Origin of the sequence: Stenotrophomonas acidaminiphila (assembly GCF_014109845.1) — a bacterium.
Lineage (GTDB): Bacteria > Pseudomonadota > Gammaproteobacteria > Xanthomonadales > Xanthomonadaceae > Stenotrophomonas > Stenotrophomonas acidaminiphila.
Map to the genome: position 1 here is coordinate 1,258,151 of NZ_CP043567.1, position 17,119 is coordinate 1,275,269.

The following is a 17,119-nucleotide window of genomic DNA, read 5'->3' on the forward strand; positions in this document are numbered from 1 at the left end:
GGCCTCTGGCCCCGGCTACCCCAGCCGTACCCGCTCGGCCTGCAGGTCCTCCACTTCGCGCACCTCGATGCTGCCGTAGGCCGCCCACGGGAACTGCCGGGCGATGCGCATGGCCTCCCCGGCGTCGGCGGCTTCGATCAGGTTGAAGCCGGCCAGGATCTCGCGGGTCTCGGCGAAGGGGCCGTCGGTGACCCGCGCCTGGCCGCCGCGGGTGCGCAGGGTGCGTGCGCTGGCCGGTGGCTGCAGCTTCTGCGACATCAGCAAGGTGCCCTGCGCCTGCAGGGCGTCGGCGTGCACCAGGCAGTGGCGCATCTGTGCGTCGTACTCCTGTTGCGGCAGCGACTGCAGCAGCTCCGGGTCGATGTAGATCAGCAGCAGGAATTTCATGGAAGGGGCCGGATGGAATGAGGGCCCATGATGGCGCAGGGCGGTGGTGCGGCAATCATTAACGCGTTCATAAAAAAGGCCGGCGGCGTCGTCGATCCTGCCGGCGCCGGTTCGTCGTACCAGGTGTGAAGCGGATCGTCCGGTCCGCAACCGTGGAAGGCAGTGCGATGAAAGTGATGGTGATCGTGAAGGCGACGGCGGATACCGAGGCCGGGGTGATGCCCACCGAGGTCGAGCTGGCGGCGATGGGCGCCTACAACGAGCGACTGGTGGAGGCCGGGATCATGCTGGCGGGCGAGGGCCTTCACCCCAGCCGGCGCGGCGCGCGGGTGCGCTTCGACGGCGCGCGGCGCCAGCTCATCGATGGCCCGTTCGCCGAAACCAGGGAGCTGATCGCCGGCTTCTGGCTGTGGCAGGTCCGTTCCATGGACGAGGCGGTGGAGTGGCTCGCACGCGCACCGTTCGATGCCGACGGCACCGCACCGGTGGAGGTGGAGATCCGCCCCGTCTTCGAGGCCGAGGACTTCGGCGAGGCCTTCACTCCGGAACTGCGCGCGCAGGAGCAACGTCTGCGCGACCGCATCGAACGCAACGACTGATTCGACCCCGAGGACACATGCGATGAAACTGATTCCTTTCCTGGGCTTCAACGGCGACACCCACGAGGCGATGGCGTTCTACGCCAGGGCACTGGGCGGCAAGGTGGTATCGGAGATGAAGTACGCCGACATGCCCCCCGGTCCCGACATGGAGGGCGACGCCTGCGGCGGATGCAGCCCGCGGCCGGAGCACGTCGCCCACTGCCAGGTGGAGGCCGGTGGCGCGATCCTGATGGCCGCCGACGGCCCGCCTGCCCAGGGGCCGTGCGCCACCACCATCAACGTCGACGTGGACAGCGTCGAGGAAGCCGAGCGCGTGTTCGCCGCGCTGGCCGAAGGAGGCCAGGTGCAGATGCCGTTGGCCGAGACGTTCTGGGCCCGGCGCTGGGGCATGCTGGTGGACCGCTACGGCAAGCCGTGGATGGTCAACTGCATGAAGCCGATGGACGGAGGCCACTGACGATGGCGGCGCCGCAGATGATCTTCGTCAACCTGCCGGTACGCGACCTGGACGCGTCCAAGGCGTTCTTCACCGCGCTCGGCTATGCCTTCAAACCGCGCTTCACCAACCAGGATGCGGCGTGCATGGTCATCAGCGACACCATCTACGTGATGTTGCTGGTGGAGCCGTTCTTCCGCGGCTTCACGCCCAGGCCGCTGTGCGATGCGCGCAGCCACACCGAGGTCATCACCTGCCTGTCGGCACCCAGCCGCGCCGCGGTGGACGCGCTGCTGGACAAGGCGCTGGCCGCCGGCGCGGACGAGCCGATGCCGGCGCGCGACTACGGCTTCATGTACCAGCGCGGCTTCCAGGACCTGGATGGCCACCTGTGGGAAATCGCCCACATGGACGGCGAACCCGGCTGAACCCGGGGCGGCCGCGGGCCCGCGGCCGCCCGCCCCCGTTCATTGCATGCAGGAGACAGCGATGCGTTATGTCGATGGTTTCGTGGTGCCGGTGCCGCAGGAGCGGCTCGCCGAATACCGGCGCATGGCGCGCCTGGGCAGCAAGGTGTGGAAGGAGCACGGCGCGCTGGCCTATCTGGAAGCGGTGGCCGATGACGTCAAGCCGGGCAGGCACACCTCGTTCCCGCAGGCGGTCAGGCTCAAGCCCGGCGAAGTGGTGGTCTTCGCCTGCATCGTCTACCGCTCGCGCGCGCACCGCGACCGGGTCAACGCCAGGGCGATGGCCGATCCGCGCCTGGCCGGCATGAACGCCGGCAATGTCCCGTTCGACGGCAAGCGCATGTTCTGGGGCGGGTTCAAGGCCTTCGTCGACGCGTGACGGGCGGCGCGCTTGCGCCCCCGCCGACGCGATGGTGTGATCGCGGGCGGATGGACACCCGCGAGATCCAGCGCAGGCTCGATACGGTGTGGCGCATGGAGTCGCCGCGCCTGATCGCGCGCCTGGCGCGGATGCTGGGCGACCTGGACAGTGCCGAGGAACTGGCCCAGGACGCACTGGTCGCCGCGCTCGAGCACTGGCCGCGGCAGGGCGTGCCCGACAACCCCGGCGCGTGGCTGATGACCACCGCCCAGCGCCGGGCGATCGACCTGCTGCGCCAGCGCCGCCTGCACGCGGGCAAGCAGGCGGCGCTGGCCTGCGAGCCGGACCACCAGGGGAGCGTCGTGCGCGACCACGAGCGCGAAGCGGAAGATGCCATCGGCGACGACCTGCTGCGGCTGTTGTTCGTCGCCTGTCACCCGGTACTGCCGGCCGATGCGCGGGTGGCGCTGACCCTGCGCCTGCTGTGCGGCCTGAGCACGGCCGAGATCGCGCGTGCGTTCCTGCTGCCGGAACCGACCATCGCCCAGCGCATCGTCCGCGCCAAGCGCACCCTGGCTGGGCGCGGCATCCCGTTCGAGGTGCCGCGGCGACGGGCGCTGCCGCAGCGGCTGCGGTCGGTGCTGGAAGTGGTCTACCTGGTCTTCAACGAAGGCTACGCCGCCAGCCATGGCGAGGACTGGATGCGCCCGGCGCTGTGCGAGGAAGCGCTGCGCCTGGGCCGGGTGCTGGCGGCACTGCTGCCGGCCTCGGCGCCGGTGCTGGGGTTGCTGGCGCTGATGGAACTGCAGGCGTCGCGGATGGGGGCGCGCACCGATGCGCAGGGCGCGGCGGTGCTGTTGATGGAGCAGGACCGCAGCCGCTGGGACTGGCTGCAGATCGACCGTGGCCAGGCGTTGCTGGAGAAGGCCCAGGCGCTCGGCGGCGGAGACGATGCCTATGTGCTGCAGGCGGCCATTGCCGCCTGCCATGCGCGGGCGCGGCGCGCCGACCGGACCGACTGGGCCGGCATCGCGCAGCTGTATGCGCGGCTGGCGCGGGTCATGCCGTCGCCGGTGGTCGAGCTCAACCGCGCCGTGGCGGTGGCCCGCGCGCAGGGGCCGCAGGCCGCCTGGCCGCTGCTCGAGGCCCTGCTGCAGGACCGCAGGCTGGATGACTATGCACCGCTGCAGGCGGTACGCGGCGACCTGCTCGAGCACCTGGGCCGGCGCGACGAGGCGCGCAGCGCATTCGAGCGTGCCGCCGAGCTGAGCGGCAACGCCCGCGAACGCCAGGCGCTGCGCGCCCGCGCGGCAGACCTGTAGCCGCCGTGCGGTGCCGCGCCCACCGGTGGCCGGCTGTGCCGGAACCGGCCGTTGCCCGTGCGTTACGGCACTGCCCGGGGGGCGGCGGCGCTGGCTACACTCCACCGGTTGTTCGACCCATTGGAGATGGATGTGAAGCGAATCGTGATCAGCCTGCTGGCGATGTCGGTATCCACCGCATTGATGGCCGCCCCGCCCAAGTTCGACGGCGCGCGGATTTCCGCCGATGTGAAGGAGCTGGCCTCCGACGCCTATGAGGGCCGTTCGCCGGCCACCGCCGGCGAGGAGAAGACCATCGCCTACCTGAGCCGCCAGTTCGCCGCCGCCGGCCTGCAGCCCGGCGGCGACCTGAAGGACGGCAAGCGCCTGTGGACCCAGGCGGTGCCGCTGCTCAAGGGCGACATCGTCGGTACCCCGCAGCTGGCGCTGTCCAGCAAGGGCACGCCGCAGGTGCTGGCCCAGGGCCGGGAGATCGCCGTGCGCGCGGCCATGAACGGCGACAGCGCGGTGGCGATCAAGGACGCGCCGCTGGTGTTCGTCGGCTATGGCGTCAAGGCTCCGGAGCGCAACTGGGACGACTTCAAGGGCGTGGACCTGAAGGGCAAGATCGCGGTGGTGCTGATCAACGACCCGGACTTCGAGAGCGGCGCCGGCGACTTCGATGGCAAGGGCATGACCTACTACGGCCGCTGGACCTACAAGTACGAGGAAGGCGCGCGCCAGGGTGCGGCGGGCGTGCTGATCGTGCACGAGACCGCACCGGCCTCCTATGGCTGGGCGACGGTGGCCGGTTCCAACACCAACACCATGTTCGACGTGGTGCGCGACAACCCGGCCGCGGCGCACCCGCCGCTGGAAGGCTGGATCCAGCGCGACCTGGCGGTGGACCTGTTCAAGCGCGCCGGCCTGGACTTCGAGGCGCTGAAGAAGCAGGCGCAGTCGCGCGACTTCCGCCCGGTGGAACTGAAGGGCGAGACGTTCTCGGCCGACTACGCGGTCAAGACCGAGGTCATCACCTCGCACAACGTGGTCGCGCGCCTGGAAGGCAGCAGCCACCCGGACGAGACCGTGCTCTATTCGGCGCACTGGGACCATATCGGCGTCGGCGAGCCGGACGCGCGCGGCGACCGCATCTTCAACGGCGCGCTGGACAACGCCAGCGGCACCGCGGCGCTGCTGGAACTGGCCCGCGGCTTCGCCAAGGCGCCGCGCCCGCAGCGTTCGGTGGTGTTCCTGGCGGTCACCGCCGAGGAGAAGGGCCTGCTGGGCTCCGAGTACTACGCCAGCCACCCGCTGTATCCGCTGGGCAAGACCGTCGCGCTGATCAACATGGACGGCATGGCGCCGTTCGGGCCGTCGCGCGATTTCGGCATCTACGGCTCGGCGCGTTTCGAGCTGCTTGACCAGCTCAAGGACGTGGCCAGGGGCTGGGACATCCGCTACACCCCGGACCCGAAGCCCGAGGCCGGGCTGTTCTTCCGCTCCGACCACTTCCCGTTCGCCAAGCGCGGCGTGCCGGCGCTGTCGTATTCGGCCGGGCAGGACTGGATCGACGGCGGCGTGGCGGCCGGCAAGAAGGCCGCCGACGACTACACCGCCAGGCGCTACCACCAGCAGGGCGACGAATGGCAGCCCGACTGGACCTTCGCCGGCGCCGCGCGCGACCTGGAAGTGGTGTACACGCTCGGCGAACAGCTGGCCAACTCCCGTGCCTGGCCGAACTGGAGCGCGGGCGAGCCGTTCCGCGCCACCCGCGACGCCAGCGCCGACCAGCGTCGCTGAGCATCGCCGGCAGCGCCCTTCGTGCCGGGAACGGCGCGGAGGCTCCGCGGACGCCGCCCATGATGGGCGGCGTCCGTCGTTTGCGGCGCCCGTTTCCGGCCGCGGCCGGCGGCCTTCGTCGCCCGGATCGCGGGTTTCGTCGCATGCCGCTTGTCTGCCGCGGCCCAGCGCCTATGCTCGCCAGCACTGTCCAGCCGGGAACGCCGCGATGATCGCCAGCCTGTGGTTCTGCCTCCGCATCCTGCTGGCCTGGGTGCTGGCGCTGGTGGCGCTGGCCATCGTCTGGGGGCATCTGTTCGGTGGCCCGGGCACGGTGTTCGCGCTGCTGGTGATCGGCGCGCTGGCGATGGCCGCGGTCAACATCGCCAGCCACCTGCGCCGGGTCAAGCTGGTGGCCGGGCGGCTGGACCACGACAACCTGTCCAGCCGCCTGCAGCGCCGGATCGAACTGCCGTTCGATGCCGCGCAGGCCTTCGCCCTGGTCGAATCGGTGGTCGCCGGGCTGCCGCGGGTGGTGGACGTGGAAAGCTCGCCCGCCAGCCTGCAGGTGCGGGCCCGGATCGCGCGCTCGGACCCGGGCAAGGCGCCGCCGCCGTCGCGCTGGAACCCGCTGGCATGGCTGGCGGTGCGGCACGACCGGGTCTCGGCCACGGTCACCCCGGGGCAGGGCACCAGCAGCGTGACGCTGTTGTTCGAGCCCGATGCCGGTGCCTGGGTGGACCTGCTGCTGGCCGACGAGGGCAGCAACCGCGAGAACGCCGAAGCGGTCAGCCGCGCGATGAGCCAGCGCGTGGCCCAGCAGCGCCGCGACGAGCGCGAATCGGCCGTGCGCGCCGAGGCCGAGAAGGCGCTGAGCGTGGCGCGCCTGAACCTGCTGCACGCGCAGGTCGAGCCGCACTTCCTGTACAACACCCTGGCCAACGCCCAGGTGCTGACCCGCACCGACCCCGAACGCGCCGAGCGCATGCTCGGCCATCTCATCCAGTACCTGCGCAGCTCGCTGCCGGGCATCGACCAGTCGTTGTCGACCCTCGGGCAGGAGCTGGAACGGGTGCAGGCCTACCTGGAGATCCTGCGCATCCGCATGGGCGCGCGGCTGGTGGTGCGGATCGACGTGCCCGACTCCCTGCAGGACGTCGCGCTGCCGTCGATGGCGCTGCAGACCCTGGTGGAGAACGCGATCAAGCACGGGCTGGAGCCCAAGCCCGGCGGCGGCACGATCTGGGTGCTGGCGCGCGAGAGCGATGGCCAGGTCCACCTCACCGTCGCCGACGACGGCCAGGGCGTGGGCGGCAGCAGCGGCGGCGGTACCGGCATCGGCCTGAAGAACCTGCGCGAACGCCTGCGCCTGAGCTGCGGGCCGCAGGCCGGCTTCGCCCTGGTCTCCAACTTCCCCAGTGGCGCGGCGGCCACGATCACCCTGCCGCGCACGCCGCCCGTGGCGCAGGCCGTGCCGGCGGCCACCACCCAGGTACCGGAGCTGCCCCATGCAACTTGATGCCCTGGTCGCCGAGGACGAACCGCTGCTGCGCCAGGCGCTGGTCGCGCAGTTGCAGCGGCTGTGGCCGGAACTGCGCATCGTCGCCGAGTGCGAGGATGGCGCCGCCGCGCTGGAGATGCTGGAAACGCTGCGGCCGGACCTGGCCTTCCTCGACATCCGCATGCCCGGCGTCACCGGTATCGATGTCGCCCGCGCGCTGGAGACGCTCAGTCCGCGCACCCAGGTGGTGTTCATCACCGCCTACGACCAGTACGCGATCGATGCGTTCGAGCGCGGCGCGGTCGATTACCTGCTCAAGCCGGTGGCCGACGAACGCCTGCTGGCCACGCGCCAGCGCGTGCTCGCGCGGTTGCAGGCCGGGGTGCCGGACCGGCAGTTGCTGGACCAGCTGCTGGACCAGCTGGCGCGGCGCCCGGCCGTTGCCGGCGCCGCGCCGCCGCCGGCCTGGATCACCGCCAGCAACGGCCGCGAGACCCGGCTGGTGATGCTGGAGGACGTGCTGTATTTCCGCGCCGACAGCAAATACACCGCGGTGGTCACCGCCGACGAGGAGCTGCTGCTGCGCAGCTCGCTGCGCGAGCTGGCACAGGTGCTGGACCCGCAGTGTTTCCGCCAGGTGCACCGTTCCAGCATCGTCAACATGAAAGCGGTCGCGGCGGTGAGCCGCGACGACAGCGGCCGCGGCGTACTGCGGCTGAAGAACCGCAGCGAGACGCTGGTGGTCAGCCAACCGTTCATGAGCCTGTTCCGCGGCATGTGAGTCCCTGCCTGCGGGCGTACAAGGAGAAGTGCCATGCAGTACCTGACTTTCCTGCTCGGCAGCCTGATGGCGATGCTGGGCTACCGCGAACCGCAGGGGCAGACGTCGATCGTGCGCGTCAGCGGCGAACAGGCGGTGCTCAGCCGCACCACGGTGTCCGGCGACCGCGCCCGCTTCCAGTGCCTGCAGAGCGAGAGCGGCAACTGCTTCTACCGGCTTTACCGCGAGCACTGCCGCGACCAGCCCGGCGGCGAACTATGCCAGCGCCAGGCGCTGGACGATTTCAGCCTGGTGGTCGGCGGCGTGCGCGACGTGCAGGGGTTGCCGGCCGGCTTCGGCCAGCAGGTGCGCGCGCGCAATGCGCAACGCCGCGACTGAGCGCGGCGTTGCGGGAGCGATGCGGCGGCAGCGGGATCAGAACGCCGGTTGCAGGCGCAGCCCGTCGTCGCCGATGTGGTTGAGCTTGCCGACCAGTTCCGAATGCTGCCGCATGCGGCCCAGCTCGCGCATGATGCGGATGTCCTCGTGGCGCAGTTCGCGCCGGGACGCCACCGCCTGCTTGTAGTCGAGCACTTCGGGGTAGTGCCGGGCCATCTCCAGCGCTTCGGCCACGGTTTCCACGCTGTCGGCGTCGGAGCTGATCCGCGCGCGGCTGTTGAAAGCCTTCATCCAGCGCTCGAAGCCGGCGGTATGGTCGAACATGTTGGCCATGAACCAGATCACGAACAGGATCGACACCCACGAGCCGAACACGATCACCACGCGGGTGAAGGTGATATGGAAATCGTCGCGCCACAGGTAGTTGGTGATCAGCCCGAGGATCAGCAGCGACGCCGCCTGCCAGAGCACGATGGACGCCATCAGCCACTGGCACTTGGCCTTGGCCAGTACCGCCACCTCGTCGCGTATCTGTTCGTCGCTGAGATTCTTCCAGTGCGCGACCTGCTTCTCGAACGGACTGCGGTACAGCTCATTGTCCTGCAGCAACAAACCCAAACCTTTGAACAACGCGATCATGTGGAGCTCCTTGCAGATACTGGCTGGAACGAGCGACGGATACGGCGTGGAACGATCTGGCGGTTCCAGTTCTAGCACTTTCATGCGGCTTGGCAATGGGCGCGATGCGATGACGCCGGGCGGCGGTGCGGCCGGGCGCCTGCGCGGCCCCGGCTTTTTGCGGCGCGTCATCGTGCAAGTGGCGGAATCGGAAATCGAAAGCGCATCGGCATGCTGCGGGTGCACATGGCTTGCGCGGTGGCCGACGGCCAACCCGGGGGCGCCGTGCCCGGCTGCGCGCCGCCGCGGCCGCGGCCGGCGTGCGCGGCCGTTCCACTACGATGTCCGCATGTCGTTCCTGTCCGCCCCCGTGGCATCGGCCGCCACCGCGCAGATCCGGCGCTGGGTGCTCGATGCCTTCCCGCGCGACCGCAGCGGCATCGATTACGACGCGCCGCCGGGCGACCCGGGTTGGTTCGGCCCCGACAGCGTGACCTGGCGCATCCACTCCGAATTCCCGGGCATGCTCGCCGGCGGCCTGTGCGCGCTGATGCTGCAGCTGCTGCACCCGCGCGCGCTGGCCGGCGTCTACGACCATTCCAATTTCCGCCAGGACCTGGTCGGGCGCCTGCGCCGCACCACCGCGTTCGTGGCCGGCACCAGCTACGCGCCGGCGGCGGAGGTGGAAGCACTGGTCGAGCGGGTGCGGCGGATCCACGCGCGCGTGGCCGGCACCCTGCCCGATGGCCGCGCCTATGCCGCCGACGATCCGGAACTGCTCACCTGGGTGCATGTCACCGAAGCCCATGGCTTCCTCGAGGGCTGCCGCCGCTATTGCCGCGACGTGCCCGAGGCCATCGCCGACCGCTACTACGACGAATACCGGCGCGTGGCCGAGGCGCTGGGCGCGCGCGCGGTACCGGCGAGCCAGGCACAGGTGCGCGCGTACTTCGCCGCACGGCAGCCGCAACTGCACATGGACGCGCGTTCGCGCGAGGTGCTGGCGGTGCTCGAGGGCGTGCGCCTGCCGGTACCGCTGCCCGGGGTCTCGCGCGACCTGTTCCTGGCCGCCGGCGCGGCATTGTTGCCGGACTGGGCAGCGCCGCTGCTCGGCCGTGACCGCCGCGGCCGGCGTGTACGTGCGGCGCTCGCCGCACGCCTGCTGCGCGGGTCGGCGCCCTTGTTCCGCGCCGCGCTGGGCGACGGCATCGCCGCGCGCGCCTGCCAGCGCATGGGGCGCGACCCGCAGTCGCTGCTGCATTGGCCAGCGTGACCGGCGAAGACCGGGGTCAGGGTCGGATCGCCACCCGCACGACCCGGCTCCGACCCCGCGCTGCGCCCGCCAACCGGCGTGGCGTTACCAGACCTTGACCCGCTTGTCCGGCGCCAGGTACAGGGCCTGGCCTTCCTTGACCCCGAATGCCGGATACCACGCATCGAGATTGCGCACGGTCAGCGTGCGGAACTGGCCCGGCGCATGCACGTTGGTCAGCAGCGAATTGCGCAGCGCCTGCTCGCGCATCTTGCTGCGCCAGGCCTGGGCGAAGCCGAGGAAGAAGCGCTGGTCCGGGGTGAAGCCTTCCAGGTCCTGCGCCGGCTTGCCCTGCTGCGCCATGCGGTAGGCATCATGGGCGGTCGCCAGCCCGGCCACGTCGGCGATGTTCTCGCCCAGGGTCAGGCGGCCATTGACGTGCACGCCCGGGAACGGCGCGTAGCTGCTGAACTGCGCGGCCAGCGCGTCGCCGGCGGCGTTGAACTGCTTCAGGTCTTCGGCCGTCCACCAGTTGTGCAGCCTGCCGGTCTCGTCGAACAGCGCGCCGGCGTTGTCGAAGCCATGGCTGATCTCATGGCCGATCACCGCGCCGATGGCGCCGTAGTTCACCGCATCGTCGGCCGCGGCGTCGAAGAACGGCGGCTGCAGGATCGCGGCCGGGAACACCAGGCGGTTTTCCAGCGGCACGTTCATGGCATTGATGGTCTGCGGCAGCATCGCCCATTCGCCGCGGTCGACCGGCTGGCCGAGCTTGGCGATGTTGCGCCGGTACTCGAACAGCGCCGCGCGCTGCGCGTTGCCCAGCGCGTCGTCGCGCTTCACCTCAAGCGCGCCGTAGTCGCGCCATTTGTCCGGGTAGCCCATGCCCACCTTGAGCCCGGCCACCTTGGCCTGGGCGTGCGCCTTGGTCTGCGGCGACATCCATTCCAGCGCGTCGATGCGCTTGGCGAAGGCGGCGATGATGTTCCGGGCCATCTCGTCCGCGCGTGCCTTGGTGGCAGCGTCGAAATGGCGCTCGACGTAGAGCTTGCCGACCGCCTCGCCGATGGCGGTGTTGGTCTCGCTGACCGCGCGCTTCCAGCGCTCGCTCTGCTGCGGGGTGCCGCTCATGGCGGTGCCGTGGAAGGCGAAGTGCGCATCGGCGAACGCCTTGGGCAGGTACGGCGCGGCCTCGTCCAGGGCGCGGAACGCCAGGTATTCCTTCCACGTGTCCAGCGGCTCGCTGGCGACCAGCTTCGACAACCCGGCCACTGCCCGGGGCTGCCAGACGATGAAGTCCTGCTGCGCCGACAGCCCGGCCGCGTCCAGGAATGCCGTCCAGTCCATGCCCGGCGCCTTCGCCGCCAGGTCGGACTGTTTCCAGGCATTGGCGCCCTTCTCCACGTCGTTGGTCTCTTCCTGGGTGGCATGCGCGCGCGCGATCCTGGTTTCCAGCGCGACGATGCGCGCGGCCTTGGCCGCCGCGGCGCTGTCGCCGGACAACTCCAGCAGCCGGGCGACATAGCCCTCATAGGCCGTGCGCAGTGCGGCCATGCGCCCGCCTTCCAGGTAGAAGTCGCGGTCGGGCATGCCCAGTCCGCCCTGCACCAGGTAGGGCACGTTGCGGTCCGGCTGCAGCAGGTCCACCGACACCCAGACGCCGAACAGGTGCGGGGTGTAGAAATTGGTGGCATTGAGCAGGTCGACGTCGGCACGCAGGCTGGCGCCCAGGGTCCGCGCCAGCGCCTGCCGGTCGGCGATGCCGGCGATGGCCTGCAGCTGCGGCTGCAGCGGTGCCACGCCACGCGCTTCGATGCCGGCCTCGTCCATGAACGCGGCGTAGTAGTCGCCGATCTTGCGCGCCTCGCCGTCGCTGGCGCGGGTCGCCTCTTCCAGGATCGCGCGGGTATCGCCCAGGGTCTTCTCGTAGATGATGTTGAAGCTGCCGAAGCTGGAACGGTCGGCGGGGATTTCGGTGCGCTGCACCCACTGGCCGTTGGCGAAGTCGAAGAAGTTGTCGCCGGCGGCCACGCTGCGGTCCATGCCGGAGACGTCGAAGCCGAAGCTGCCCAACTGCGCCTTGGCCACGGCAGCCGGCGCGGCGGCGCTGGTGGCCTGTCCGGCGGGAGCCTTGTCGCCGCCGCAGCCGCTCAGCGACAGCGCGGACCCGAGAGCGAGTGCGAGGATCGAACGTTGCAGGGCCATGTTGGCTCCGGATTCTGGGATGGAGTGCGCAGTCTAGTGCCACGCCTGCGGTGGCGCCTTGCCGATTCCGGCACTTGTCGCATGCCAAGTCTTCCCGTCGGGGGCGTTTGTACTGCATGCTGTCGAACGGACATCGATAGCGGCTTCCGTGGGAGGACGGTCGTCGCATTGCGTGCGTGCGGCGCTGCGCCAGTGAAGCGGCTGGCCGCGGGCGGCCGGCGGTTTCCGATGGCACGGCGGACAACGAACGAGACCATGCACGCAGAGCGAATGCTGACGCAGGGAAGATGCCGGTGCCCCGGGGCATGAGCCAGCCCCTGCGCCAGGTCGCCGTGTTCGGCGCCGTGATCGCGCTGCTGCTGGCGGCGACCCTGGCGATCATGTTGTGGAACGACCGCGGCAGCCGCCTGCAGGCCGCGCAGCGCCAGAGCATGGCACTGGCGACCGGCAGCGACCGCCTGCTGCGGGCGGAACTGACCACGATGGAACGTGCGCTGCGTGGCGCCGCCCGCGACGGCCGCGAGTACTACCGGCAGGTGCCGGAGCGGGCGCCGGCGCTGCTGGCGGCCAGCGTGCGCGGCACGCTCGAACGCAATACCGACCTGGCCGCGATCACCGTTGTCGACGACGCCGGCATGCCGGTCGGCGAAGGCCGCGGCGATCCGACGCTCGCGCAGTGGGTGGTGCCGGAGAACCGCGTGCTGGCCGGCGAGCTGTACGTAGGGGGACTGGAGGCGCTACCCGGCGGCGGCATGGTGCTGTTGACCGCGGTGCCGGTGCAGCCCGGCCAGTGGCTGCTGGCGCGGGTGCGCCTGGCGGTGTTCCAGCGGGTGGTCAGTGGCCTGGATACCGGCCGCAGCGGCGTTGTCTCGATCAGCAGCCGCCAGGGCGCGCTGCTGGCGCACAGCCTGGATCCGTCGGCGGTGGAGCGGCCGCTGCCACGGCCGCTGCGCCCGCTGCCCGGCGCCGACCAGGTGCAGGCGCTGGGGGTGGCGACCAGTCCGATGGACGGCGTGCGCCGGGTCGTCGCGGTGAGCGTGCCGCACGATTACCCGCTGATCCTGTTCGCCGGCCTGTCCTACGACGAGGTCATGGCGCCGTGGCGCACCTATTTCTACGTCGCCTCCGGCATCTACCTGCTGTACCTGTGCGGGTTCGCGTACCTGTACGCCAGCATGCGCCGGGGGGCGCTGCGCCAGGCGCGGCTGGCCGACGAACTACGCGCCGGCGCGGCGGAGCTGGCGTTGGCGCACCAGGTCGGCAGGGTGGGGACGTGGTCGATCGACCGCAAGGACGGCACCCTGCACTGGTCGGCGCTGACCCGGCGGATGTTCGCGCTGCCGGTACGGCAGGCGCGGCTGGAAGAGTTCTACGACCACGTGCACGAGGAAGACCGCCCGTGGCTGCGCCAGCAGGTCCAGCAGGCGACGGAGGCCGGGCGTGCGGTGAACGCGCTGTTCCGCCTGGTGCTGCACGACGGCTCGGTGCGCTGGCTGTCGGCGCGTGGCGAGCGCGTGCAGGGGCTGGGGCCGCATCCGCGCATGACCGGCGCGGTCACCGACATCACCGAGCGGGTCCGCAGCGAAGCCCGGGTACAGCGTGCCGAGCACCAGTTCCGCCTGGTGTTCGACCGCAATCCCGCGCCGTTCTGGATCTTCGACCTGGACACGCTGCAGTTCCTGGAAGTGAACCAGGCCGCGATCGAGCAGTACGGCTACAGCCGCGAGGAGTTCCTCGCCATGACCATCCTCGACATACGCCCGGAGGAAGCCAGGGAAGAAATCCAGCGCACGCTGGAGGAGTCCCGGGACGGCAGTTCGCCGCCGCCGCGGGTACGCGTGCACCGGCGTCGCGACGGCAGTCGGTTCGAGGTACTGGCGCACCTGGCGCGGCTGGAGTTCGATGGTCGCCCGGCCTGCCTGGCGCTGGCCGAGGACGTCAGTCAGCGGCTGGCCTACGAGCGCGACCTGGCCTGGCGTGCCAGCCACCACCCCGGCACCGGCCTGCTGACGATCGAAGCGCTGGCCGAGCGGCTGGACGCCGGAGGCGCCGGCTACACCATCCTGCATGCGCAACTGCGCGGGCTGCAGATGGTCACCGACACGCTGGGCCGCGAAGCCGGCGACGAGGTCCTGCAGGCGATGGTTGCCCGGCTCGATGCGCTGGGCGCGCGCTACGGCCTGCTGGCCTACCAGCCGGCCGAGGATTTCGTGCTGGCGGTGGCCGACGGGCACGATCCGCAACGCGCGCTGGAGGCGCTGCGCGAGGCGGTGTCCGAACCGGTGCGCGGCCCCGATTCCTTCCACCAGCTGGAGCCGCGCATCGGCGTGGCCGGCAACCCCGGCGACGGCGCGAGCGCCGACCTGGTGCTCGGGCGCGCGGCGCAGGCGGCCCATGCCGCCCGCGAGAACGGGGTGGTCGTGCTGCGTTTCGATCACGCGCTGGCACAGCGCCACGCCGACCGCCTGCAACTGGCCGGACGCATCCACCTGGCCATCGAGCGCGACGAATTCGAACTGTATTTCCAGCCGATCCGGCATGCCGCCGATGGCTCGCCGGCGCTGCTGGAGGCACTGCTGCGCTGGCCTCAGCCCGACGGCAGCTTCATCCCGCCGTCGGACTTCATCCAGTTGTGCGAGGACACCGGCCAGATCATCGCGCTGGGCCGCTGGGTGATCCGCGCGGCCGCGCGCGCCGGCCGCGTGCTGGCCGACAATGGCTGGGCCGGGCTGCCGGTCGCGGTCAACGTCTCGGCGGTGCAGTTGTTCAACAGCGACCTGGTCGGCGAATTCACCCACGCCGCCGCCGAGTACGGGCTGCCGCCGGGCGCGCTGCAGATGGAGCTGACCGAGAGCAGCCTGATGCGCAACCCGGCGCAGGCGATGCAGGTGCTCGAGAGCCTGAGCGCCAATGGCATCGCGGTGGCCCTGGACGACTTCGGTACCGGTTTTTCCAGCATGTCCTACCTGCAGCACCTGGCGCTGGATTCGCTGAAGATCGACCGTGCGTTCGTCGCCGACGTGGAACGCAACCCGCGCAACGCGGCCATCTGCCGCGCGCTGTTGTCGCTGGGGCACAGCATGGGGTTGGTGGTGATCGCCGAGGGCGTGGAGACCGAAGGCCAGCTCGACTGGCTGGTGGCGCACGGCTGCGACCAGGTGCAGGGCTACCTGCTGGGCCGGCCGATGCCGCTGCGCGAACTGCTGGCGCTGCTGGCCCTGGCGCCCGACTCAGCCTGAGCCGGGGCCGGCCGCGTCCGCGCCGAGCCGTTCCACCAGGTAGTCGATGAAGCTGCGCACCTTCGGCGCCAGGTGGCTGCGGCTGGCGTAGAGCGCATGGATGCCGACCGGCGGCAGCCGCCAGTCCGCCAGCACCGGCACCAGGCGGCCATCGGCCAGGGCCTGGGCGACGATGAAATCCGGCTGCGCGATGATGCCCATGCCGGCGATGGCGGCTTCGCGCAGCACCTCGCCGTTGTTGGCGCGCATGCGCGCGGCCACCGGCACGCTTACCTCGCCCTGCGGCCCCTGCAGTTGCCAGCTGTCGCCCCCGGCCCAGTAGCTGTAGGCCAGGCACGCATGCCGCGACAGGTCGTCCGGGCGTGCCGGCGTGCCATGCCGCGCCAGGTAGGCCGGCGCAGCGCACAGCACGATCGCCGCTTCGGCCAGGCGGCGGGCGATCAGCGAAGGCGCCGGCTGGCGGGTGATGCGGATCGCCAGGTCGAAGCCTTCCTCGACCATGTCCACCTGCCGGTCGGACAGCGACAGGTCCAGTTCCACCTGCGGGTAGCGCTCGGCATAGCCGGGCAGCAACGGCGCCAGGCGGGCGATGCCGTAGCTGACCGGCGCATTGATCCGCAGCCGGCCCGAGGGCTGCAGCGCCTGCGCGCCGACCGAGGCCTCCAGCGCGTCGAACTCGGCCAGCAGCTGTACGCAGCGCTGGTAGTAGGCGGCGCCGATGCTGGTCGGGCTGACCCGCCGCGTGGTGCGGTTGAGCAGGCGCGCGGACAGGCGCTTTTCCAGCGCGGCGACCTGCCGGGTGACGGCGGCGGTGGACAGGTCCAGGGCCTGGGCGGCAGCGCTGAAACCATTGCGCTCGACCACCGCGACGAACACCCGCATGGCATCGATGGTGTCCATTGTTTCCGCTTCGGCAATAAAACGTTGATGCCGAGGTTATTTGTTGCCGGGTGCCACGGCAATAACCTGTAGGGCATCGCATCCTCCCCCTGGAGTCCCCCATGCCATCGACATCGCTGCCGTCCCTGTACATCTCCCATGGATCGCCGATGACCGCGCTGCAGCCCGGCGCGGTCGGTCCGCGGCTGGCCGAACTGGCCGCCGCGCTGCCGCGCCCGCGGGCCATCGTGATGGCCTCGGCGCACTGGCTGGGGCGCACGCCCACGGTATCGGCGGCGGAGCGGCCGCGGACCATCCACGATTTCGGCGGCTTTCCCGAGGCGCTGTACCAGTTGCAGTACCCGGCGCCGGGCGCGCCGGAACTGGCGCAGGACGTGGCGGCGCGGCTGGCCGCGGCCGGGCTGTCGCCGGTGATCGACCCGCAGCGCGGGCTCGACCACGGCGCCTGGGTGCCCCTGCGCTTCCTCTACCCGCAGGCCGACATCCCGGTGCTGCAGCTGTCGATCCAGCCGGCGCTGGGGCCCGCGCACCAGTGGGCGATGGGCCGCGCGCTGGCGCCGCTGCGCGACGACGGCGTGCTGCTGGTCGGTTCGGGCAGCATCACCCACAACCTGCACGACTGGCACCACTACGCGCAGGGCGGACAGGCGCCGTACGTGGCCCCGTTCACCCAGTGGGTGGAGCAGAAACTGCACGCCGACGACGTGCCGGCGCTGCTGGACTACCGCCGGCAGGCGCCGTTCGCCGAACAGGCGCACCCCACCGACGAGCACCTGCTGCCGCTGCATTTCGCCATGGGCGCGGCCGGCACGGACCGGCTCGGCGCACGCCGCATCGATGCCGGCATCGACATGGGCTTCCTGGCGATGGACATCTACCGCTTCGACGGCGCGGCGTAGGTCCGGACCT

General features: G+C 70.9%; 16 protein-coding genes. 12 read left to right on the top strand and 4 right to left on the bottom strand.

Translation table 11 applies throughout. From position 1 onward, the window contains the following. Positions 1–15: 15 nt before the first annotated feature. Positions 16–387 carry a YciI family protein gene (locus tag F0P95_RS05740; protein ID WP_054661844.1) on the bottom strand — a complete coding sequence of 124 codons (372 nt, stop codon included), beginning with the start codon at positions 385–387 and terminating at the stop codon, positions 16–18. A 167-nt stretch (positions 388–554) separates the two neighbouring features. Here F0P95_RS05740 and F0P95_RS05745 point away from each other — a divergent pair, with 167 nt between their 5' ends. The 9 genes from F0P95_RS05745 (at position 555) to F0P95_RS05785 (ending at position 7,996) form a co-directional block, all read left to right on the top strand. Further along, positions 555–986 carry a YciI family protein gene (locus F0P95_RS05745; protein WP_182336820.1) on the top strand — a complete coding sequence of 144 codons (432 nt, stop codon included), beginning with the start codon at positions 555–557 and terminating at the stop codon, positions 984–986. Positions 987–1,008: 22 nt separating this feature from the next. Beyond that, positions 1,009–1,446 carry a VOC family protein gene (locus F0P95_RS05750; RefSeq protein WP_182336021.1) on the top strand — a complete coding sequence of 146 codons (438 nt, stop codon included), beginning with the start codon at positions 1,009–1,011 and terminating at the stop codon, positions 1,444–1,446. 2 nt (positions 1,447–1,448) lie between these two features. Further along, positions 1,449–1,853 carry a VOC family protein gene (locus F0P95_RS05755; RefSeq protein WP_425515912.1) on the top strand — a complete coding sequence of 135 codons (405 nt, stop codon included), beginning with the start codon at positions 1,449–1,451 and terminating at the stop codon, positions 1,851–1,853. Positions 1,854–1,914: 61 nt separating this feature from the next. After that, the gene (locus F0P95_RS05760; protein WP_182336022.1) at positions 1,915–2,271 is read left to right on the top strand and encodes a DUF1428 domain-containing protein; all 357 of its coding nucleotides are present in this window, start codon (positions 1,915–1,917) and stop codon (positions 2,269–2,271) included. Between the two features lie 50 nt (positions 2,272–2,321). Continuing rightward, on the top strand, positions 2,322–3,575 hold the full coding sequence (locus tag F0P95_RS05765; protein WP_232528835.1) for an RNA polymerase sigma factor: 1,254 nt from the start codon (positions 2,322–2,324) through the stop codon (positions 3,573–3,575). A 126-nt stretch (positions 3,576–3,701) separates the two neighbouring features. Continuing rightward, positions 3,702–5,357: a M28 family metallopeptidase gene (locus F0P95_RS05770; RefSeq protein WP_425515913.1), complete on the top strand. Its 1,656-nt coding sequence runs from the start codon at positions 3,702–3,704 to the stop codon at positions 5,355–5,357. Positions 5,358–5,565: 208 nt separating this feature from the next. Next, a complete protein-coding gene (locus F0P95_RS05775) occupies positions 5,566–6,855 on the top strand; it encodes a sensor histidine kinase (protein WP_182336024.1) in 1,290 nt (429 codons plus the stop codon). Further along, positions 6,845–7,618: a LytR/AlgR family response regulator transcription factor gene (locus F0P95_RS05780; protein WP_182336025.1), complete on the top strand. Its 774-nt coding sequence runs from the start codon at positions 6,845–6,847 to the stop codon at positions 7,616–7,618. The genes F0P95_RS05775 and F0P95_RS05780 overlap by 11 nt, the downstream gene beginning before the upstream one ends. 33 nt (positions 7,619–7,651) lie before the next feature. Further along, entirely contained in the window at positions 7,652–7,996 is a 345-nt protein-coding gene (locus tag F0P95_RS05785; protein ID WP_182336026.1) for a hypothetical protein, read from the top strand. 36 nt (positions 7,997–8,032) lie between these two features. Here F0P95_RS05785 and F0P95_RS05790 read toward each other — a convergent pair whose 3' ends face one another. Further along, positions 8,033–8,635, bottom strand: a complete 603-nt coding sequence (locus tag F0P95_RS05790; protein WP_054661868.1) for a hypothetical protein — start codon at positions 8,633–8,635, stop codon at positions 8,033–8,035. 328 nt (positions 8,636–8,963) lie between these two features. Here F0P95_RS05790 and F0P95_RS05795 point away from each other — a divergent pair, with 328 nt between their 5' ends. Continuing rightward, on the top strand, positions 8,964–9,887 hold the full coding sequence (locus F0P95_RS05795) for an oxygenase MpaB family protein (protein ID WP_182336027.1): 924 nt from the start codon (positions 8,964–8,966) through the stop codon (positions 9,885–9,887). Between the two features lie 84 nt (positions 9,888–9,971). Here the strand turns inward: F0P95_RS05795 and F0P95_RS05800 are convergent, their stop codons facing one another. Beyond that, positions 9,972–12,071, bottom strand: a complete 2,100-nt coding sequence (locus tag F0P95_RS05800) for a M13 family metallopeptidase (RefSeq protein WP_182336028.1) — start codon at positions 12,069–12,071, stop codon at positions 9,972–9,974. A gap of 305 nt (positions 12,072–12,376) precedes the next feature. Here F0P95_RS05800 and F0P95_RS05805 point away from each other — a divergent pair, with 305 nt between their 5' ends. Then, positions 12,377–15,310: a bifunctional diguanylate cyclase/phosphodiesterase gene (locus tag F0P95_RS05805; protein ID WP_232528837.1), complete on the top strand. Its 2,934-nt coding sequence runs from the start codon at positions 12,377–12,379 to the stop codon at positions 15,308–15,310. Here the strand turns inward: F0P95_RS05805 and F0P95_RS05810 are convergent. Beyond that, positions 15,302–16,210, bottom strand: a complete 909-nt coding sequence (locus tag F0P95_RS05810) for a LysR family transcriptional regulator (protein WP_182336030.1) — start codon at positions 16,208–16,210, stop codon at positions 15,302–15,304. The two genes, F0P95_RS05805 and F0P95_RS05810, sit on opposite strands and share 9 nt — an antisense overlap. Positions 16,211–16,311: 101 nt before the next feature. Between F0P95_RS05810 and F0P95_RS05815 the strand changes: the two genes are divergently transcribed. Further along, positions 16,312–17,109 (top strand): DODA-type extradiol aromatic ring-opening family dioxygenase, encoded by a 798-nt coding sequence (locus F0P95_RS05815; RefSeq protein WP_182336031.1) that lies wholly within the window; start codon positions 16,312–16,314, stop codon positions 17,107–17,109. Positions 17,110–17,119 lie beyond the last annotated feature (10 nt).